The sequence below is a fragment of the Methanospirillum hungatei genome, assembly GCF_019263745.1.
In the GTDB taxonomy this organism is placed as follows: Archaea; Halobacteriota; Methanomicrobia; order Methanomicrobiales; family Methanospirillaceae; genus Methanospirillum; species Methanospirillum purgamenti.
In genome coordinates this window covers 2,011,424-2,030,716 of record NZ_CP077107.1, presented here as the reverse complement: position 1 = coordinate 2,030,716, position 19,293 = coordinate 2,011,424, and the positions used below count along the sequence as shown (strand labels likewise).

Here is a 19,293-nt window from a genome sequence, read left to right as displayed (position 1 = left end):
AGGCATATAGTATGATGATTCCAGTTCACGATAATTATCTTCGAATTTCACAATATCAACTCATTTTTTATTCGTATTCGATAGTTGCAGGGGGCTTGGGGGTGACGTCATACACAACCCGTGCAACACTTGGAATGGTGGAGGTTATCCGTGACTCAATCTCCTGAAGATCTTTAAATGCAACCTCAATCGGGTCAGCAGTCATCCCGTCACGGGAATTTACTGCCCGGACAGCCACTATCCACCCATGAAGCCGGTTGTCTCCCTTGACTCCGGTTCCAAGACCCACAAGAGCACCAAGACACTGCCATGGGCGGTATCTTTCAACCAGCACATCTTCTATGATTGCGTTTGCCTCTCTGACGACCTCAATAGCTTCACGGGTTACCTTGCCGACAACCCGGACTGAAAGCCCTGGACCAGGGAATGGCATCCGGTGGGCGATCTCCTTTGGAAGTCCAAGAGCCTCTGCAACCTCTCTGACCTCGTCTTTGTAAAGTTCCCGGAGTGGTTCGATAACTCCGGTAAATTCCATTGTCAGTGGAAGACCACCGACATTGTGATGGCTCTTAATGCCGCCCTCACTTTCAATACAGTCCGGATATATTGTTCCCTGAAGGAGGAATTTTGCTTTGGTTGCCAGTGCCTCCCGTTCAAACACACGAATAAATCGTTCTCCGACAATTTTTCGTTTCTTTTCTGGATCGCTCTCTCCTTCAAGGGCATCAAGAAATTCTTCTGAAGCATCAACGACCTTTAGTCCCAGATGTCCGAATATCTCCGATATACGTTTGGTCTCTCCTTTTCTCATCAAGCCGGTATCGACATAAATGGGTATAAGCCGGTCACCGATCGCACGGGAGGCTAGTTCTGCACATACTGAACTGTCAACACCCCCGGATAATGCGATAACTACCTTTTCCCCGTTTGATTCAGTTTGAATTTTCTTAATTGCTTCTGCGATAAATTTCTTTGTGTTTACCATTATTCTCCCTTCCCCCTGTTTTTCAGACATGCCTCAACAAAACCCAGAAATGGTGGTGATGGCCGGGTCGGCCGGGATCTGAATTCCGGATGGAATTGTGTTGCAAAGAAGAACGGGTGGTCTTCTATCTCTGCAATCTCCATTCTGTTCTTATTTGTTCCGGAAAATACAAGGCCTGCATCCTCAAGCTGACTGATATAAACCGGATCGACTTCGTATCGGTGTCTGTGTCGCTCAATTATCTCAGACTGCTTGTACAGCTTGTGTGCGAGTGTTCCTGATTTAATATTCACCGGACAGTCCCCGAGCCGCATGGTTCCTCCAAGATTCTCTACTCCCTCCTGTTCAGGCAGGATGGTAATTACAGCAGTTCCATCACCACATTCACTGCTGCATGCATCAGCAATCCCCAGGACATTTCTTGTATATTCAACGACTGATAGCTGAAAACCTAGACAAAGCCCTAGTAGAGGTTTCTTTTCTTCACGACAAAGCCTGATGGCACTTATTTTTCCTTCTATTCCCCGTATGCCAAATCCACCTGGAATAAGGACACCATCACATTCCCGGAGATCAGATGGCTCAACCCGTTCTGCATCAAGCCACCGGATGGTTACTTCGGTTGAGAGTTTTCTCCCTGCATGTTTGAGCGCTTCCTTAATGGAGAGATAGACATCTTCTTTTCCATATTTACTCACAATGCCAATAGTAATCCGGTTCGTATACTCCCTGGTAACCACATGATACCATTCACGATCAGCTCCGTCTTTTCCCAGCTGAAGAAGCTGGCAGAGAACATCTGCCATGCCCTCTTTCTCCAGTTCCATGGGAACCTGGTAAATATCAGGAACTGTTGCGGCACTGATGACACCGTTCTGGGGTATATCACAGAGTGATGAAAGTTTTTTCCTTGTATGTGAGTTTAATGGTCTTTCACTTCTACCGACAATTATGTCTGTGAATATTCCCAATTCACGAAGTGCTTTTACTGAATGCTGGGTTGGTTTTGTTTTGAGATCCCCCATGGAGTCAGATGGCATCAGGGTTACATGAACCAGTGCACGATCCGAAATGGCAAGTTCACTTCTCATCTGCCTGACTGCCTCAAGGAATGGCATGCTCTCTATGTCACCGACTGTCCCGCCAACCTCAACGATACAGATATCTGCAGGTTTTCCGTCAAAAACCGGCTCTTCTGCTGCTGATCTGATGCAATCCTTAATCTGGTCGGTTATATGCGGAATTATCTGAACCGTCTGACCAAGGTAGTCTCCCCTCCGCTCTTTGTCGATGACAAGCCGGTATACCTTACCTGTTGTGATATTGTGGGAGGAGTTGAGTTCGATATCAAGGAACCGTTCATAGTTCCCGAGGTCCAGGTCAACTTCCCCGCCGTCATGAAGAACAAATACTTCTCCATGTTGGGCCGGGTTCATTGTTCCCGCATCTATGTTGAGATATGGATCAATCTTTACTGCGGTAACCTGGTATCCCCGGTTTTTCAAAAGTCGTCCGATGGATGCTGCGGTAATCCCTTTTCCAAGCCCGCTCATGACACCCCCGGTGATAAATATATACTTCACGTGACTCCTCCAAAAACCTACAGAAAGGTTAACCCTCTTCCCTCTTTATCCTGTGCCGGCTTTTGATCGTACCAGAAAGGAAGCCGTGCACCTGGCGAGCAAATTACCATCCTTCGCATCTGATATGGTTGCTTCAGCATAGATCATCTGTCTTCCTTTTCTGATGACTTCACCATCAGCATGGATTGATCCCTTCTGAATCCCTCTGATGAAATTGGTGGTACATGAAACGGTAGCGATGGTATCACCTTCTGTAAGAAGCGTGTATATGGCAAGAGCAATCGCCTCATCACCCAGAGCAGTATACATACCACCCTGAAGCCATCCCTCTCCATTTTTCATATCTTCCCTGACATCCATGACAAGCCGGGCCTTTCCCTCACTGAAATAAACCGGTCTGATACCCATCAGGCAGAAGAATGGATTTGCATCCTGGCCTTTTGCGGTGATTTCATCAAGGTAGTTCATTCATAATTGTTTCATATTGTATGAGGAAGAGTTTGCCGATTGAAATGGGGAATGCATATGAGTATTTCAGATAAACCACATATGGCAATAAAATAATCCGTTTTCCGAAGCATGATACAACCATCTGTCAGTATTGTAATACCCGCTTATAACGAATCGACCCGTCTTGCACCACTCCTTCTTGGAATAACTGATCCAGGTATTGAATTCATTTTTGTGTGCGATGGAACAGATAATACTGCAGATATTATCCGTGATTATAGCCAGAACCATCCGGAGCTCAATATTGTATGCTTGTCTTTTCCTCATCGGCTTGGGAAAGGAGGAGGGGTATATGCCGGTTTTCGAAGAGCCTCAGCCCCTCTTGTCGGTTTTATGGATGCAGATAACTCAACTCCGGTCTCTGAGCTCATCCGGTTACATGTTCTCATTGTTGATTATGATGGAATAATCGGCTCAAGGCATCTTCCGGGTCAGGTTTTACAAAGAAAACAGCCACTTACCAGACGAATCCAGAGTCGATTATTCAATGGAATCATCCGACTGATGTTTGGTCTGCCTTACTATGATACCCAGTGTGGAGCGAAAATCTTTAAGAAAGATGTAATAGATGGAGTCCTCCCCTATCTTCATTCAAAAGGATTTGAATTTGATGTAGAACTGCTCTGGCAATTGAAAAAAAGGGGATATTCAATTATTGAAGTTCCTGTAATCTGGAACGATACAGAGGATTCACGGCTTCGTATGGCTGATACGATATCCATGCTCATAACCCTGTTCCGGATCCGGACAAATACTCTGTCGTATGATAAATGAGAACGCTCAAAAGGATGCATTTGGCTTATTTGAAAAAGGACGTTACGCTGAGTGTCTGAATATCATTCATGCAATAGGCACATTTCAGCGGGACGGACCTCTTCGCATTCTTGAGGCAGTGTGCCTTTTTGAAACCGGTCTTTATGAAGAGGCTGAACGGTGTCTTCGTGACCTGCGTATTTGTGTTCCGGATTTATCTGAAGTCTGTTTGTATCTGGGCAGAATTCTTCAGGTCAGGGGTGATGATGAGGCTCGTTATGCATATTCAGAAGCTGTACGTTTAGATCCGGACAATCCGGAAGGTCTTCGTTGGTATGCAAAGTATGTAATGGATCAGAATGACTATCCTGCAGCAGTCCCTGTTCTGACGAGGCTTTACACCATATCAGATGAAATACAGGATTTGTCACGGCTTATGCATGCTTTTCGAAAAAATAAAAAACCTGAATATGCAGTGCAGGCCTATCTTGGAAATGGAAGTCCATCCTGCTGTAGGATAGAATACCTTTCTGCCTTAGTAGAAGCTGGTAGGAACTCTGAAATTTTATCAGAGATAAAAAATCCTGCTGACTGTCCGGATGAAGAGTTTACTATTCTCATCACATCTCTTGAGCAGGAATCACCTGAAAAATCAGACGCATGTATACTTCCCCATATTATATCTGGGTGCAGTAAAGCAGCGATTTCTGCATACATCCGGCTTCTTATTGTACAAAACCGGTTGAAAGAAGCTGTGGGTGTATGGTCAACCTATCTCCAGAACAATCCTGATCCAGACTATCAGGTTCTCATTGTTCCAGCTCTTGCAGGACTTGGAGATATGACAAAAGCTGGAGAATTGCTTGAAAATGTCTTATACCCTGATCCTCCTCCTGCAGATACCGATAAAATCCTTTCATGGCTTAACCTGTATCGGGATATAATTCTGGAAGAAGGCAGAGACACACAGGCTCTGATTCATAAGGCAGGATCAGTTCTTCATCCGGCATATCTTGCCTGTGCCGGATTATGGTCCGAAGATGAAGGAAATTATGAATCTGCCCGGATGTATTTTCAAAAAGCATTTCGTTCAGATATTGTTCGTGGAGGGTTATGGTATGCATCTCACCTTGAACGAAATTCTGACTCGCGTGAATGGGAGAAGACAATAACCTATATCCTGAAAAATACCAGTAAAATCAGGGATATCGAGTTAGTTACTGATACCTTGTTTCCAAAGATAACTCGTAATCTCTCTCTTCTCAGGTTTTTCCATGGAAAACTGGAAAATCTTCTGGTCCTGTTAACAAGTAAAGGGAAAAGTAATTATTGTAATATTGCAGGGATTCTTGCCTCTGAAGAACTGTCTGCCGGCCGGTACAGTCAAGGCATGAATCTTTGTCTGAATGCCCTGGCAGAGGTTCCTACTCATGACATTCGAACGGCTGAATACTTGTTTTCCATTCTAATGGCCTGTAAAAAACCCGGACTTCCCATGGATTATTCCAGAAGAGATAATACTGAGAAGAGTAAAACGACAGATAAAGGCCCACTTATAAGTGATCTTACTCCTGTTGAAGAAGCTGCTTATCATTATATCCGCAGGCATCGGGTTTGTTCTGAACTCGATCTTCGTCCGATATGTGGGACTCGACGGATTGCCGGTCTGATGAATCGGCTGATTCGAAAAATTTCTGCAGAGGGATGGCAGATAATCATGAAGGATGGAATGAGCGAATCTGGTGAGGTGTATCGGTATGCTGGCCCCTGAACCTATTGAGCCTGTTGTTCTGGAGAGTATTGGGATTATGAATGCTCTTCGTCGGGGCACTGTCCCAGCAACAGGTCTCTCACGGTTTTCTGTCGGTCTTGAATCTGAGGAGCAGGCAATACGGGATCAACTCAGACTTGTTGCACGTTCGGGCGCTGATATGAAAGCAGTACGGGGTGAATATGGTTCTGGAAAAACCTTCCTTATCTCCCGTGCTCTTGAGATAGCAAGAGAAGAAGGATTTGTTACTGCCCGGACCACGATATCTCCGACCACTCCTCTGTATAAATTAAGCACTATTTATAGCAGAACGGCCGGATCACTTGTCGCTGGAGGGGAAGAAAACGCACTTCGCTCTCTGATTGATGGGTGGCTCTATGGAATTGAGGAACGGGTTACAAATCGGGCAGGTACTCCCGGAGATGATCCAGAAATTCAGAAAAATCTCATTTATTCAGAGATAGAAAAAGCCCTATCTGACATAAGTGAACTCCATGTTGCACTTGCAGCGGTCATCAGGACATATTATCTTGCAGTGGAACAGGGTGATTTTAAAACGGCCCAGGCAGCAGTAGGGTGGCTAGCTGGTGAACCACAGATCGGAAGAGCAATAAAACAACAGGCAGGGATCAAAGGTGAAGTGGATGAGTCCTCGGTCATTTCGTTTATGCAGGCACTTGCCAGAATTGCACGTGGTGCCGGATATCAGGGATGTGCCCTGGCCCTCGATGAACTTGAGATCACGCAAAGTCTTCCCCGGAATCTTCGTGAGAGAGGGTATCGCAATCTTGTTCAGATAATTGATGCACTTGACGGAGGTCAGCTTCCTCACTGGTTCATCATTATTGCAGGGACTCCCTTGTTGTATGATGGTACCAGAGGTATGAAGTCAGTAGCCCCTCTCTATGAGCGTATTGGTCAGGTTCCGGAGCATGGGGGATTTCCAAATCCCAGACAGACCCAGATTGTGCTACAACCGTTTGATGCAAGGAAACTTGAAGAAGTCGCACTCAGGGTTATCAGTGTATATGTGGCTGCATATGGAGAGGTAGATAGAACTCGTATTTCACACCGGTTTATCAGGACCATGGTGGATAGAGTCTGTAGTCATTTTGGGGGAAGAATAGATGTGATGCCACGGATCTTTCTTCGCGAATTCGTGGATATCCTGGACAAATGTGATCTATACCCTGACTTTGATCCGATGAGTGGGTATGATATTCAACCTGAGTCACTTGAACCAGTTTTGACTGAAGAAGAAAAAGCGGTATTGAGGATCAGTTGGTAGGTTATGTCCGCCTGATCCGGACTGAGTCCGCATGGGATCGTAAACCCTCTGCATCTGCAATTGTTTCGACGATATCACCAATCATCTCAAGACCTTCTCTGTCGATCATCTGGATGGTAGATGTTTTGGTAAAGTGAGCGACATTAAGACCTGAGTAATATCTGGCGTTTCCTGCGGTGGGGAGGACGTGGTTTGTTCCTGATGCATAATCACCGCATGCGACCGCTGCATATGGGCCAATGAAGATGGAACCAGCGTTTTTAATTTTTCCAAGGATGGAGAGTGAGTCCTGGACCTGAATGGCGAGATGTTCTGGAGCGATTCTGTTTACGGCATCTGCTGCTTCATCTATATCTTTCACGAGAAGGTATCCGGACCGCCTGAGTGATTGGGTGATAATCTCTTTTCTTTCAGCATCTGCAGTCAATTGTTCAATATATTTACCAACATCCCTGGCAACCTGTTCACTTGTTGTGATAAGTATTGATGCAGCAAGGGGATCGTGTTCTGACTGGGCAAGGATATCTGCGGCGATAAAATCTGATCGTGCATGGTCGTCGGCAATAATTGCAATTTCAGATGGTCCTGCAGGAAAGTCTATCTCTGCAGTATCACGGACCATCATCTTTGCAGCGGTCACGAACTGGTTACCTGGGCCTACAATTTTTTCAACAGGAGCAATACTCTCAGTACCATATGCCATCGCAGCTACTGCTTGTGCTCCTCCGGTCTGGTAAATTTCATCAACTCCGGCAATATCACAGGCAACGATGGTAAGTGGATTGACTGGAGGTGGTGTGCAGCAGACGACCGTTTCGACTCCGGCTACTTTTGCAGGAATGGCACACATCAAAGCAGTTGAGGGATAACTGGCTCTCCCCCCCGGGACATAAATCCCAATCCGTGAGAGCGGGGTTGTTTTCACTCCAAGTGTGACTCCTGGTTCAGTTTCCACCATCCAGAAATCATCACGTTTTTGCAGCTCGTGAAACCTGCTTATTCGTGCATATGCTTCTGATAATGCTTCAGCAATGTCAGGGGATACAGATTCATATGCTGCATCCCAGTCTCGCTCGCTGAGTCTGACTGCATCAGGCCGTATTTTGTCAAATTTTTCAGCATAATCCAGCAGCGCCGCATCTCCCCGGGATCTGACCTCGTTAATTATTGACTCGACAGCACCTTTTACCTCATCAAGGGTATTTTTTTGTCTGACAAGCCAGTCATCTAGCGTTACCGGACTCCAGTTCATGGATAATACATAGACGTCTGTTTCAAAAAAGTGGTATGGCCTGATCAGGAATACCGCAGTTCAACGTTCCATTATGATGTAACAATCCCGGTGTCCCATCTCCAGATGTAGAAATCAGGTGCAGGACGCGCAATTTTTCCTCGTAGGAGATCAGTGAGCATCTTATAGAGGTTCAGGTATAGCAAAAGAAGGTCTTCCTCTGTCTCATCAGTTTTGATCTTCAGACGGATGAGTCCTTTTACATACTCTTCCATCCCTTCACAGGCAGATATATCGGCCGGCATAATATCTGATGGGAGAACTGTCCTTACATTAAACACATCATCAACTGATACTGCCATCTCAGTCTCACTTACTGCTCCTTTGTGAATGATGAGTGTCCTGTGTTTTTTTGTGTCTGCACGGTCCATCCCCAAAAGAGGAGCGATATTAATGACCGGAATCATACCTTCTCCCCATTTAGCCATACCTTCGATATAAGGGGGAGCATCATAGACTGAAATAGTTGTCAATGGTCGGACAAACCTATCGACCATATCTCCGTCAATGAGGTAATGATCTTTTCCGAGCAAAATCTCTACAAGTGTCAGATGGTCCTGCATGGTTCCGGTCAGCTATGGTTATCTTATCTGTTCCCTGTATTCAAATTCTTCGATCAAAAGGCTGGCTATGATGCAAAATCCTATCCCCTATCCTGTTCATAGATACATATAGAGGCAGGCCGGTCGTTATAACAGGTTCTGGTTGGGGTTTTATTTGGATGACAACTGATAAGGGAATTCTTCACCGGTTATTACTATTTGCACTTGGTGACGGACTATATGGGGCACAGGTCTCCTATATCCGGGAGATTGTGCCGGATCAGGAGAAAATTCCACTCCCTGGTGCACCGGACTTCATTCCAGGAATAATTCATATCCGTTCTGAAGTGGTAAAAGTCATTGATATCAGAAGAATCATACCCCTGGGGAAAGATCGTCTGAAAAAAAAGATCATTGTTTTTGTCCCTGAGGATACCAACGCAACCAGGTTTGGTATCCTTGTAGACGATGTGTTTGGAATTATGGAAGTTCCAGATAACGTGGTATCTCATCTAGATCGGTCTGACAGTAAAATCCAGAACAATTTCATGCTCGGATTTCTGAAAATATCTCTCGACACTTTTCTGCATCAGAATGGGAGACAATATGCAGCTGGTGGTGATGACGTTGTCTGGATTGATTTCGAAGACCTAATACGAACTATTATTGATGGAAATCAAGCCGAAACACTTGTGTTTCGGCTCACGGCACTATTCAACCCTGAATATTTGTTATCAGGGGAATGGAAGAAACATACTGGGAAAAAAAAGTAATATAAAAATCGCTATGAGATAACAATCTTTAGTTTTGAGTCCTTTCCTTTCAGGATTCCAATTTTTTTAAGGTCACTTAAGACTCCCTCTATATATCCGGGAGACAGATGAAGACCGATGTGAAGTTTTTCATCTTCGATTGGCAGGGTCCGGTGCATGAAATCTGTAATCAGTTCATCTTTAGAACGGTGTCCCTCATTTTGGATTATACTTAAGATTTCAGCCACAAGCACTTGTTTTACCTGAAGGTTGATGAAAAAGAGGTTGGTATTTTCATCATATTCTATCCTCTCAAAAAAGTCCTCAAGATCTGTTAGTTCTTCAAGGAATACAACATCCGGACCGGTCGTAACAATAAATGAAAATGTATCTTTTGCTTCAAGACTTCGGATAATATTCCATTTTTTCAGTGATTCCTCCCTCAACGGCGGGATATCATCTCCAAAAAATGACATAACCGCATCGTCAGGTGAGATAGTGTTAGACAGGATCATCCCTTGTTCATCCAGATCCAGGAGGTTATTGAGTTCCAGGATCCTGGTAAGTGTAGCCTCCTTTAAGAATGCGTTCATGCTCTCTTCTGTATCCGGAATGACACCATCATTGATGAGAACATCAAATACTTTTATGCCAATGTGATCACCAGGATTATGCTCTGAAAATGTTTTTTCCAGTAATTCACGATCTTCAGAAAGATCTGTTATGAGATCCTGGAAAACCTGAGTAATTTCATCACCATCTTCCTGGTTTTCTTCCTGTATCCAGGATATCTCTTCTTCCAGAACACCTTTTAATGCTGTATATGGTGCTTTGTAGATGACCCGGTTGTCCAGGTCAACTTTCGTCCTGATATGAACCGAAACATTCAATCCTTTAAAAATTCGTGCACATTCCTGTGCTTCTTCTTCGGATGAAAACCATATCTCTTCTTCAAGTACCATGACTAGCACATACCTCTACGTAATAATAGATATTCTAGCTGGTATCACAAATTAAAGCAAAATTTCCGAATCAACGAAGAAGAACCTCCGTTGGATTATGGTAGCGGAAAAAAGAAGTAATAGGGATGTTTTTTTCAGATAAATCCGCTTAGTGATCCAAACAGTATACCGAAGGCAATGAGTGCCACACCAGCAAAAATCACCGGGTTCCAACTGAGTATTTTGGCACCATCGAGCGGTCCGATTGGGAGTAGGTTAAATGCAGCGATCATAGCGTTGACTTTCACACCCACAAGCCCGATGATTGCGATAATTGCTGATCCGGTAGTCTGGCCAAGAAAAATCATCGCTGCAAAGGGAATTATCAGAATAAGATTGCTAACCGGCCCTGCGAGTGATATTTTACCATTTTCTTCCCGAGAAATATAGTTCCCATAAATCACGGTAGCTCCTGGTGCTGCAAAAACAATACCCGCAAGAGCTGCCATCGCGACAGCTACGACAAGCATCATACTGTTCATCTGGAATTCAGCCCAGTATCCATACTTCATCGCAGTAAATTTGTGTGCCATTTCATGGACAATAAATGCAATACCTGCCGTTACAAGTGAGATTATAAAAAACTGACCAATGATAACCGGATCTAATCGCTGCCCCCAGACCATTGCAAGGGTAAATGCAGCAGAAAGGGCAAGCCATGCGACGAGAAGGTCTCGTCTTTCATGAAGGGGTATTTTTTCCCATATATGCATGGCTTAGATATAGATCTCTATCATACAATGGTTTGACGGAAAGCTGGTTCATCAAAAAAATGATTTTGTTGGTAACACAATATCATTATAAATTGGTTACTTTTTAGACATTTTTGCATCCCATTGTAATAAAAAAATTGGATGACCCCTTTATTTCCACTCCAGAATATATGTGGTTCTGATTGATTTTCTGATGGGTAAGTTTATGAATGCATACATCAACTATCAGCAGAGGATAATCATGGCGACCTATAGTGTAGATGCTCAGGCAGCCGTAGAACAAGAAGGACCTGCAATTCAGGCCCCCGTACAGACATTATCACGGATCAGAACAAAAGGGGCAGGAACAGTACAGGTTGTTGAGTTCATCCTTGGAAATGAACTCTTTGCAATTGATCTTTTTGACACCAGGGAAGTAATAACCCAGACAGAAGTGACACCCCTCCCGAATACCCCTCCATACCTGAGGGGAATAATTGATCTTCGTGGTATGATCACCACAATAATTGATTTGAAAGACCTGATGCATATTACAACAGAAGCTTCAGGAAAGAAGAAGTCGCGAATAATTGTTCTTGATCGATCAATTACAGAGAAACCAATAGGGATTCTTGTTGATGATGTCTTTTCGGTTACAACGTATGGTCAGGAAGATATAGACAAAGAAAATACCTCATCACAAAAGACTCATCGTGACATTATTGGTGTTATCCGGAAAAAGACAAAATCTGTTGGTGAAAAAGATAAGAACGGATTGGTTGTCTGGCTTGATATCCGAACCATGATTGAAAAGATTGCCGCAGATCTATAATGGGATGGGTTTGAAGTGTTTGATAATAAGGGATTACTCTCGCTTTTAATAATCATATGAATAGAGGAATTAAATACAATATTCGGTGAAAATAATTTCTCACATCCCGGTTTTCCGGGGTTTTGCACGGCATTATTGGTTTGCATTCCTGAATGGCATATTCTTAAAGTATCTGCAATGTAACGCTCAATTGCCTCAGGATCCACTATGATATGGATGAACCATACATCATCGTTTGTTTCTTTTGGACAAGAGAATCATGAACATGAGCGGTTCATTTTATCTTACAATAGTAATTGTTACAGCTACATGATCGGGAACTGACAGGGTATTTATAGTGTGTGATTGGCGTCTTGGGGTTTAATATTCCCGATCTTGGCTCTCTCAGGATAGGGTACACATGTCAACAAAGGGAGAAATGAATCAGGACCGGATGTATACCACGCTTAATCCAATGATTGAAGCGATTTTTTGTAAAGCCACTGAATGCCAGATGAAAGGTGATTTTGCTGACGCTCTTTTGTTATACAAAGAAATTGTCGGGAAAGAACCGAATAATGTCCGTGCATTTCAGAGTATTGCTGACGTTCTGGATCATATGGGTAACCATGATGAAGCTCTTGTGTGGTATGACCGGGCACTCGAGTATGATCCGAACAATGCCGAAACCTGGTATAACAAAGGTATGACTCTTCGAAAGACAGGTTGTCAGGAAGAGGGACTTTCCTGCATCAGAAAAGGAATATCTCTTGCGATGAATGCTCCTTCTCCCCGGTTCAGAGTAGAATAATTTTGATCTTATCCTTTTTCTGTTTTAATTTTCACTCCATAACTCCTCTAAAGAAACAAATTAAAATGGTTAATTCCGAGATGCATCATTGCAAATTTGAAATGCAAATCATTATACTTCAAAGGTTGCAATAATTTATTTGCCTCCAGTTTCATGCCTGACAGGAACCAGATGTATTTATTCCATCAGGGGGCAATTGGCGATGGAATTTACGAAATGAAATGGGAAACTGACCCGTTTCGTTCCGATCAGGATTTATGATAATACGAGCTTCATCGCAATATGTGCCAAAGATAGCAGGATAATGGAATGGTCATTGAAAGAAAATTACGAAGGATATCTGAATTCTTATTTTGTTCTAACCACGCACGTCTTCCTAAAAGGTATCCAATCCTGACTGTTCAAAAAATGATACATGAGCAGAAATTTTCTTTTGGATCATTGATAATCGAGCATCAGTCTTTGGAAACTCGGGATATATAGGTCGATAGGGCTTTCCTATCACGGTATGTGCACCCGTGATAGCCCACAGCATCCATAAGAGGGAATTTATGAAGTATGTTCAGACGACCTGCCCGTACTGCGGAACCGGATGTTCATTTAATCTGGTCGTAGACAAAGGGATTGTAACCGGGGTTGCACCCTATCAGCGTTCTCCGGTGAATGAAGGAAAATTATGTCCGAAAGGGACCTATGCCCACCAGTTTATCAACAGCCCTGACCGATTGAAAAAACCACTCATCAAAAAAGATGGGAAATTTGTCGAGGCTTCCTGGGATGAAGCACTCAAACTTGTTGCTGAAAAGTTTAGGTCCTATAAACCAGACGAGTGTGCCTGTCTTGCCTCCGCCAGGGTATCAAATGAAGATAATTATGCAATGATGAAGTTTGCCCGTGGAGTGCTCAAAACAAAACACATCGATCACTGTGCCCGTCTGTGCCATGCATCCACGGTAGCAGGCCTTGCAAATATCTTCGGGTCCGGTGCAATGACAAACTCGATCGGTGATATCGCAGAATCCAAATGTGTGTTCATTATCGGTTCAAACACCTTTGAATGCCACCCGCTTATTGGTCGCCGGGTTATGCAGGCAAAGGCAAAGGGTGCAAAGTTCATCTATGCCGACCCCAGGTATACTCCGACCGGAAAACAGGCTGACCTGTACCTTCAGTTCAGGTCAGGTACCGATGTTGCCCTGATGAATGGGATGATGCAGGAGATCATCAGGAATGGCTGGGAAAACAAGGAGTTTATCCAAAACCGATGTAACGGGTTTGATGATCTGAAAAAAGAGGTCATGAAGGATGACTACAGCCTTGAGAATGTGTCAAAGATAACTGGTGTTCCAGCTGAAAAGATCAAGACTGCTGCAGAATGGTTTGCAAAATCCGGGGCGAGTGCAATTCTTTACTCTATGGGTATCACCCAGCACACCACCGGAGTTGACAATGTCAAGTCCTGTGGAAACCTGCAGATGCTGACCGGAAATCTCGGACGACCAGGAACCGGTGTGAATGCACTTCGTGGACAGAACAATGTACAGGGTGCCTGTGACATGGGATGTCTTCCGGTGGTCTACACGGCGTACCAGAAGGTTATCGATGAAGCAGCCCAGAAGAAGTTTGCAGATGCATGGAAGTTTCCTGATGGGATTGCAAAAGGTGAGAACGGATACGAAGTCACGACGTTGATGAATGTCCTGACAGAAAAGCCGGGAGAGATAAAGTGTCTCTATATCATGGGCGAAAATCCGATGATCTCAGATCCTGACCTGACTCATGTGGAGCATGCACTCAAAACTCTTGACTTCCTGGTTGTCCAGGATATCTTCCTGAATGAGACGACAGAGTTTGCAGATGTTGTTTTGCCGGCAGCCTGTTATGCAGAGAAGGATGGAACCCAGACTTCCACCGAACGCAGGGTTCAGATGTGGAGAAAAGCTCAGGATCCACCAGGAGAAGCAAAAGGTGACTGGGAGATCATCGCATCCATTGCTGCTAAGATGGGGTATGGTGCCCAGTTCCCCTGGAAAACTTCAGAAGATGTGTTCAAGGAGATGGCAACGCTTACTCCGTCCTATGGCGGGATGACCTATGAGCGTCTGAACCGGCCTGAAGCACTTCACTGGCCGTGCCCGGCCCAGGATCATCCGGGAACACCGATTCTCCATGGAGAGAAGTTCGGTATGCCTGATGGAAAGGGTCTCATGACTGGTATTCCGTTCAAATGGCCCCAGGAAGTTCCAGACAATGAATACCCGTTTGTGCTGACCACCGGACGTTCCATCTGGCAGTGGCATACCGGCACTATGACCCGCCGGTCTGCAAGTCTTGAGCGTGAAGAACCAACCGGATGGGTTGAGATAAACACTGATGATGCGAAGAAACTTGGTGTCGTAGATAAGGAGAAAGTAAAAGCGAAAACAAGACGAGGAGAGATAACCATCACTGCACGGGTGACACCGGATATTATGCCAGGTGTTGTGTTCATACCGTTCCACTATGTAGAATGCGCCGCAAATGTCCTGACCATCAATGCTCTGGACCCGATTGCAAAAATTCCCGAGTCCAAAGCCTGTGCGGTGAAGATTGAGAAGATTGCGGAGGCGAAGTAAGATGGGACTTTTTGAATCAAAACCTGCCGTCAAGGCTGGTGAAATGGTTTATGCATGGACGACTGAGGACAAGATTGCACAAAAGGCAGAATGTGGTGGTGCGGTCACAGGTCTCTTAAAATATGCCCTTGCCAACAAAATGGTGGATGCCGTTCTTGCTGTGCAGAGAGGACAGGATATTTATGATGCGGTTCCGACCATCGTCACTGATCCAGACAAGCTTGCCGGAACTGCCGGTTCCCTGCATTGTGGAACGCTCCTGCTTGCAAAAGTGGTTCAAAAGTTCCAGAAGGGTTCACCAGACAAAAAACTTGCCGTTACCGTTAAAGGCTGTGATCTCATGGCGCTCCATGAACTCGCAAAACGCAAAGGGGTGAACCTCTCTAACCTGCTTCTCATCGGGGTGAACTGTGGTGGTACCGTCTCCCCGGTCAAGGCCAGATCAATGATAAAGGAGGTCTATGATGTGGATCCGAACCTTGTCCACAAAGAGGAGATAGACAAGGGTCAGTTCATCATCGAATATGAAGGGGGGCATAAGGGGATCTCGATAGATGAACTGGAAGATGGCGGCTATGGGCGACGGTCCAACTGTCGCCGATGCCTGTACAAAGTGCCCCGTCAGGCTGATCTTGCATGTGGTAACTGGGGAGTCATCGGCGATAAGGCCGGGAAAGCAACTTTTGTTGAAGTTTGCAGTGACAAGGGTGCAGATCTCCTGCAAAAAGCCGTAAAGGGTGGTGCTATTGCAACTGCTCCGGCTGATCCCAAGGGAATTGAGATCAGAAAGAAGGTTGAGGGTGCGATGGTGAAACTTGGTCAGAAGTGGCGGAAAAAGGACTTTACCTCACTCAAGGCTGATCTCTGGAATAAAATTGCAGAGGAGACGTCCCGGTGTATCAAGTGTTACTCCTGTATTGAGAACTGCCCGGTCTGTATGCCTGTTTCGAATAACGGAGTTGAGACGAAATCGCTCATGGTCGAGCAGGGTGCACTGCCCCCGTCACCCATGTTCCATATGAGACGGTTTGCCCATATTTCAGATTCATGCGTCAACTGTGGTCAGTGTGAGGAGCTATGTGCTATGGATATTCCGCTGGCATTGTTCTCTCATGCGATCAGGAGTGAGGCTGATCTCGCTTTTGAGCCAAAACTTGGAAAACCAGATTATTCCAATTAATTTTTTTGGGCTGATTAGAACTATTTCTTTCCCGGTTCAACCTGGATCGTTTCATAAAAAGGAAGAATAATAGGATGGACATATCTGGCAAAAACGGTGTCAAATACGCAGGTCTCCAGATCATCAGGCTGAATTCTGCAGATGGTTCCGTCATCTTCTACCCCAATGAGGATCATTCCACCACGATGATTTGCCAGAGCCACGATCTCTTTCGCGAGTAGCTCAGGTTTTATCCCGTCTCTCTTGAATTCGACACCTGAGTTCTCACCATGAGAGATTATCTCAAGCAGATCTTTTGTGAGCATGTGACTCTTCATTTTACTTTGTTTTTCTTCTTCAATAATCCCTGTGTATTTATCCAGAATTATTTTTTTGAGTTCCTTTCCTTAAAACACGGGGTTAAATTTATTTTTAATATTCGTGTTCATATTGCAATTTAATTCAATATTTAAGATAATAAATGACTTAAAATGTGATACTTATAACGGGACGCTATTCTCTGATCATTCCCTGAGCCTATGTCTAACACCCCTTTAAATTGATCTGGAATAGTGGGCTTCTATATGTCTGCATTGCGCCATCATTTTCAAGAATAAGTTATAATATGGGGGATTTTGTTCCCGAATATTTGTCCCATATAAATAATAAGAATTCCGGCTCAATTCATGAGTATTTTTGTTACTCAAGGCCAAAGATAAGAACCGCTGGAGTTCTGTTTCATATATTCACTACTCAATATTATGCATTTTTCGATTTTTACGGATTTTTAGCCCTTATTTGGCTTTATTGATTACATTTTCTGTGATATATCCTGCCATTACACTCATGATCAGAATCATAAGATACCGGAGTCCGATCTCTCCGAAGTAGGTTGGGATATCCATACCATTCAGAGGGAGAAGTATCCCGATGTCCAGAAACCAGTTGATGACAAGCCATATTCCCCCGATCATCCAGCCCTTTCTGACATACCGGTCAGATATCTCCGAAAAAAGTCTGGTCAGAAGTACTGCACCGATAACTCCACCGGCCAGGATCATGATTGTCTTAAAAAAATGCACATCAACCAGGAGTGCTCCTTCGGGTGAATAGAATGGAATTGCGATGATAAATGGAACCAGCCAGACGAGAATACCATATAGGATTGTTTTCAACGTGAAATTCATCTTCAGATATGTGACCTTGTGATCAAATAAAGGGTGAGAGTCTCCGGAAAGGGAGACTTGTCAGAAAAAAATTCCAATCCGTTCTTTCATGGTAGCCATCTGTTTCTCCTATTAGGTATCAAAACCAATGATGTATCGACATGTCACTTGATACGCTCAGATCATCTATCGAAGATAAAGATCATGCAATTATCACCCTTATAGCAGAAAGAATGAGTATTGTAGAGGACATAGCCCGGGAAAAAGAACGGCAGGGACTTCCCGTTCGGATCCCTGATCAGGCCAATGCTGTCCTTGATCGGGCCACAACAGAATCCAATAATCTCGGCCTGGACCCTGCACCCATCCGGGAGATATTTCAGATACTGGTCAGGATGAGCGAAGAGTTTCAGGAGCAGTGGCGGGAAAAAAAGGAGTAATAGTTAGAATAACTCCATCAGGATGATGGCTGCAAAGAAAAACATAATACATCCTATGATTATCCGGATCACTCTTCTTTGTTCAATCCTGAACTCGTTCACCCGCTCCGGTGGCAGGCCCCAGGCAAGCAGGGCAATAATGACCAGAAGCGGAATGATGAATGCAAAGTTATAGATGAGAAGGTATCCAAGACCTCCGCTAACATCAGTCCGGAGCGATATCATCGACAGGATGGCGAGATAAATTCCACCAGTGCAGGGAAGTTCAAACATCCCGACCAGAATTCCAAGCACGAAAGCCGATGGGATGGTTGACTTTTCAATATACCGGTTTATTGTTCCTTTTCTCCCCTCCGGAATTGCTAATGATGGACCCTTTCCCGGATAAAATGCATCCTTTATCATCAGAATACCAGCAATGATCGCAATCACTGCCGCCACAAAGGAGAATCCTTTGACCAGCCCGGTTGTCTGGATAATGGTGAAGATCCCCACTCCGGACAGGAAGTAGAAGAAAAAGACCGCCGCTGAATAGACGATCCCTGCCAGAATCATCTTCTGTCTGCTACCAAGTGACATCAGATATATCAGCAGAATCACAAGGACTGCAAAAGCACAGGGATTAATACCATCAAGAAGTCCTGCTCCGACTATCAGAGGAATACTGATATCCGTCCCGTCTGTATTTGATTGAGACGAGGTTGTAAATTGTGGAAGTGAAGGGAATGAGAATCCTTTCTGATTCAGCTTTTCATATCCACTCACCAGGGGTTCAAAATTTGTCCTGATGGCATAGTCCCCCTCAAGTACTGCATTTCCCATAAAGATGATCGGAACTGATGCATACTGCCGGTTATACTCCGCTTTGCTATTTTCAAACAATTCTCTATTCTCGGTACTATTAAACAGGTCATGGTACGAGATAACGATGCCCGGGTTGGCAGACCGGTATTCATCCAAGTACGCTATGGCACTGTGACAGGCACCACAATGGATATTGTAAAAAAACTGGATGGAGAGGATTTCTGCTGTTGTATTCGGATCCTGGAGAATGGTGATATACGCAGTATCTTCGCTTATCTCAGTTCCGTTCTTCAGATACACTGAACCACTGGCTGGTCCC

At 44.5% G+C, this 19,293-nt stretch carries 19 protein-coding genes; 9 read left to right on the top strand and 10 right to left on the bottom strand.

From position 1 onward, the window contains the following. Positions 1-67: 67 nt before the first annotated feature. From guaA to KSK55_RS09740, 3 genes are read right to left on the bottom strand one after another with little or no spacing between them, the layout of a single operon-like run. Positions 68-985: a glutamine-hydrolyzing GMP synthase gene (gene guaA, locus KSK55_RS09750; protein ID WP_218608922.1), complete on the bottom strand. Its 918-nt coding sequence runs from the start codon at positions 983-985 to the stop codon at positions 68-70. Further along, entirely contained in the window at positions 985-2,568 is a 1,584-nt protein-coding gene (gene pyrG / locus KSK55_RS09745; RefSeq protein ID WP_214419852.1) for a glutamine hydrolyzing CTP synthase, read from the bottom strand. The genes guaA and pyrG overlap by 1 nt, the downstream gene beginning before the upstream one ends. 45 nt (positions 2,569-2,613) lie before the next feature. Further along, a complete protein-coding gene (locus tag KSK55_RS09740; RefSeq protein ID WP_218606769.1) occupies positions 2,614-3,036 on the bottom strand; it encodes a PaaI family thioesterase in 423 nt (140 codons plus the stop codon). A 111-nt stretch (positions 3,037-3,147) separates the two neighbouring features. Here KSK55_RS09740 and KSK55_RS09735 point away from each other — a divergent pair, with 111 nt between their 5' ends. Genes KSK55_RS09735 through brxD form a run of 3 tightly spaced genes read left to right on the top strand, consistent with a single transcriptional unit; the run spans position 3,148 to position 6,890 of the window. Beyond that, positions 3,148-3,852, top strand: coding sequence for a dolichyl-phosphate beta-glucosyltransferase (locus KSK55_RS09735; RefSeq protein WP_218606768.1), 705 nt, complete (start codon positions 3,148-3,150; stop codon positions 3,850-3,852). Next, positions 3,842-5,602, top strand: coding sequence for a tetratricopeptide repeat protein (locus KSK55_RS09730; protein ID WP_218606767.1), 1,761 nt, complete (start codon positions 3,842-3,844; stop codon positions 5,600-5,602). Before KSK55_RS09735 ends, KSK55_RS09730 begins: the two co-directional genes overlap by 11 nt. Further along, positions 5,589-6,890: a BREX system ATP-binding protein BrxD gene (brxD, locus tag KSK55_RS09725; RefSeq protein ID WP_218606766.1), complete on the top strand. Its 1,302-nt coding sequence runs from the start codon at positions 5,589-5,591 to the stop codon at positions 6,888-6,890. Before KSK55_RS09730 ends, brxD begins: the two co-directional genes overlap by 14 nt. 1 nt (position 6,891) lies before the next feature. Here brxD and hisD read toward each other — a convergent pair whose 3' ends face one another. After that, positions 6,892-8,142 (bottom strand): histidinol dehydrogenase, encoded by a 1,251-nt coding sequence (hisD, locus tag KSK55_RS09720; RefSeq protein WP_218606765.1) that lies wholly within the window; start codon positions 8,140-8,142, stop codon positions 6,892-6,894. Between the two features lie 71 nt (positions 8,143-8,213). Next, positions 8,214-8,744 carry a chemotaxis protein CheW gene (locus KSK55_RS09715; protein WP_214419857.1) on the bottom strand — a complete coding sequence of 177 codons (531 nt, stop codon included), beginning with the start codon at positions 8,742-8,744 and terminating at the stop codon, positions 8,214-8,216. A 158-nt stretch (positions 8,745-8,902) separates the two neighbouring features. Between KSK55_RS09715 and KSK55_RS09710 the strand changes: the two genes are divergently transcribed. Continuing rightward, positions 8,903-9,496, top strand: a complete 594-nt coding sequence (locus KSK55_RS09710) for a chemotaxis protein CheW (RefSeq protein ID WP_214419858.1) — start codon at positions 8,903-8,905, stop codon at positions 9,494-9,496. An 11-nt stretch (positions 9,497-9,507) separates the two neighbouring features. On the opposite strand, the gene KSK55_RS09705 is transcribed toward KSK55_RS09710, so the two are convergent. Beyond that, entirely contained in the window at positions 9,508-10,437 is a 930-nt protein-coding gene (locus KSK55_RS09705) for a hypothetical protein (protein ID WP_218606764.1), read from the bottom strand. A gap of 134 nt (positions 10,438-10,571) precedes the next feature. Then, the gene (locus KSK55_RS09700; protein WP_306127207.1) at positions 10,572-11,189 is read right to left on the bottom strand and encodes a zinc metalloprotease; all 618 of its coding nucleotides are present in this window, start codon (positions 11,187-11,189) and stop codon (positions 10,572-10,574) included. 205 nt (positions 11,190-11,394) lie between these two features. On the opposite strand from KSK55_RS09700, the gene KSK55_RS09695 reads away from it, so the two are divergent. From KSK55_RS09695 to KSK55_RS09680, 4 genes are all read left to right on the top strand, one after another. Further along, complete coding sequence (locus KSK55_RS09695; protein ID WP_218606763.1) at positions 11,395-12,000, top strand: chemotaxis protein CheW; 606 nt, start codon at positions 11,395-11,397, stop codon at positions 11,998-12,000. Between the two features lie 400 nt (positions 12,001-12,400). After that, complete coding sequence (locus KSK55_RS09690; protein WP_214419861.1) at positions 12,401-12,790, top strand: tetratricopeptide repeat protein; 390 nt, start codon at positions 12,401-12,403, stop codon at positions 12,788-12,790. A gap of 551 nt (positions 12,791-13,341) precedes the next feature. Continuing rightward, positions 13,342-15,405, top strand: coding sequence for a formate dehydrogenase subunit alpha (gene fdhF, locus KSK55_RS09685; protein ID WP_218606762.1), 2,064 nt, complete (start codon positions 13,342-13,344; stop codon positions 15,403-15,405). Position 15,406: 1 nt separating this feature from the next. Then, the gene (locus KSK55_RS09680) at positions 15,407-16,585 is read left to right on the top strand and encodes a Coenzyme F420 hydrogenase/dehydrogenase, beta subunit C-terminal domain (protein WP_218606761.1); all 1,179 of its coding nucleotides are present in this window, start codon (positions 15,407-15,409) and stop codon (positions 16,583-16,585) included. A gap of 20 nt (positions 16,586-16,605) precedes the next feature. On the opposite strand, the gene KSK55_RS09675 is transcribed toward KSK55_RS09680, so the two are convergent. Further along, complete coding sequence (locus KSK55_RS09675) at positions 16,606-16,890, bottom strand: AlbA family DNA-binding domain-containing protein (protein ID WP_256663975.1); 285 nt, start codon at positions 16,888-16,890, stop codon at positions 16,606-16,608. Between the two features lie 468 nt (positions 16,891-17,358). Continuing rightward, positions 17,359-17,751, bottom strand: coding sequence for a hypothetical protein (locus KSK55_RS09670; protein ID WP_218606760.1), 393 nt, complete (start codon positions 17,749-17,751; stop codon positions 17,359-17,361). Positions 17,752-17,891: 140 nt separating this feature from the next. Between KSK55_RS09670 and KSK55_RS09665 the strand changes: the two genes are divergently transcribed. Continuing rightward, entirely contained in the window at positions 17,892-18,170 is a 279-nt protein-coding gene (locus KSK55_RS09665; protein WP_218606759.1) for a chorismate mutase, read from the top strand. Positions 18,171-18,173: 3 nt separating this feature from the next. On the opposite strand, the gene KSK55_RS09660 is transcribed toward KSK55_RS09665, so the two are convergent. Beyond that, positions 18,174-19,274: a cytochrome c biogenesis CcdA family protein gene (locus KSK55_RS09660; RefSeq protein WP_218606758.1), complete on the bottom strand. Its 1,101-nt coding sequence runs from the start codon at positions 19,272-19,274 to the stop codon at positions 18,174-18,176. Between the last annotated feature and the right edge of the window lie 19 nt (positions 19,275-19,293).

Excerpts from the sequence above, each read along its gene's own strand:
- brxD (WP_218606766.1), top strand. The coding sequence starts at position 5,589 with ATGCTGGCCCCTGAACCTATTGAGCCTGTTGTTCTGGAGAGTATTGGG.
- guaA (WP_218608922.1), bottom strand. The coding sequence starts at position 985 with ATGGTAAACACAAAGAAATTTATCGCAGAAGCAATTAAGAAAATTCAA.
- hisD (WP_218606765.1), bottom strand. The coding sequence starts at position 8,142 with ATGAACTGGAGTCCGGTAACGCTAGATGACTGGCTTGTCAGACAAAAA.
- KSK55_RS09730 (WP_218606767.1), top strand. The coding sequence starts at position 3,842 with ATGATAAATGAGAACGCTCAAAAGGATGCATTTGGCTTATTTGAAAAA.
- KSK55_RS09680 (WP_218606761.1), top strand. The coding sequence starts at position 15,407 with ATGGGACTTTTTGAATCAAAACCTGCCGTCAAGGCTGGTGAAATGGTT.
- KSK55_RS09700 (WP_306127207.1), bottom strand. The coding sequence starts at position 11,189 with ATGCATATATGGGAAAAAATACCCCTTCATGAAAGACGAGACCTTCTC.
- KSK55_RS09710 (WP_214419858.1), top strand. The coding sequence starts at position 8,903 with ATGACAACTGATAAGGGAATTCTTCACCGGTTATTACTATTTGCACTT.
- KSK55_RS09695 (WP_218606763.1), top strand. The coding sequence starts at position 11,395 with ATGAATGCATACATCAACTATCAGCAGAGGATAATCATGGCGACCTAT.
- fdhF (WP_218606762.1), top strand. The coding sequence starts at position 13,342 with ATGAAGTATGTTCAGACGACCTGCCCGTACTGCGGAACCGGATGTTCA.
- KSK55_RS09735 (WP_218606768.1), top strand. The coding sequence starts at position 3,148 with ATGATACAACCATCTGTCAGTATTGTAATACCCGCTTATAACGAATCG.
- KSK55_RS09665 (WP_218606759.1), top strand. The coding sequence starts at position 17,892 with ATGTCACTTGATACGCTCAGATCATCTATCGAAGATAAAGATCATGCA.
- KSK55_RS09675 (WP_256663975.1), bottom strand. The coding sequence starts at position 16,890 with ATGCTCACAAAAGATCTGCTTGAGATAATCTCTCATGGTGAGAACTCA.
- KSK55_RS09740 (WP_218606769.1), bottom strand. The coding sequence starts at position 3,036 with ATGAACTACCTTGATGAAATCACCGCAAAAGGCCAGGATGCAAATCCA.
- KSK55_RS09715 (WP_214419857.1), bottom strand. The coding sequence starts at position 8,744 with ATGCAGGACCATCTGACACTTGTAGAGATTTTGCTCGGAAAAGATCAT.
- KSK55_RS09670 (WP_218606760.1), bottom strand. The coding sequence starts at position 17,751 with ATGAATTTCACGTTGAAAACAATCCTATATGGTATTCTCGTCTGGCTG.
- KSK55_RS09705 (WP_218606764.1), bottom strand. The coding sequence starts at position 10,437 with ATGGTACTTGAAGAAGAGATATGGTTTTCATCCGAAGAAGAAGCACAG.
- KSK55_RS09690 (WP_214419861.1), top strand. The coding sequence starts at position 12,401 with ATGTCAACAAAGGGAGAAATGAATCAGGACCGGATGTATACCACGCTT.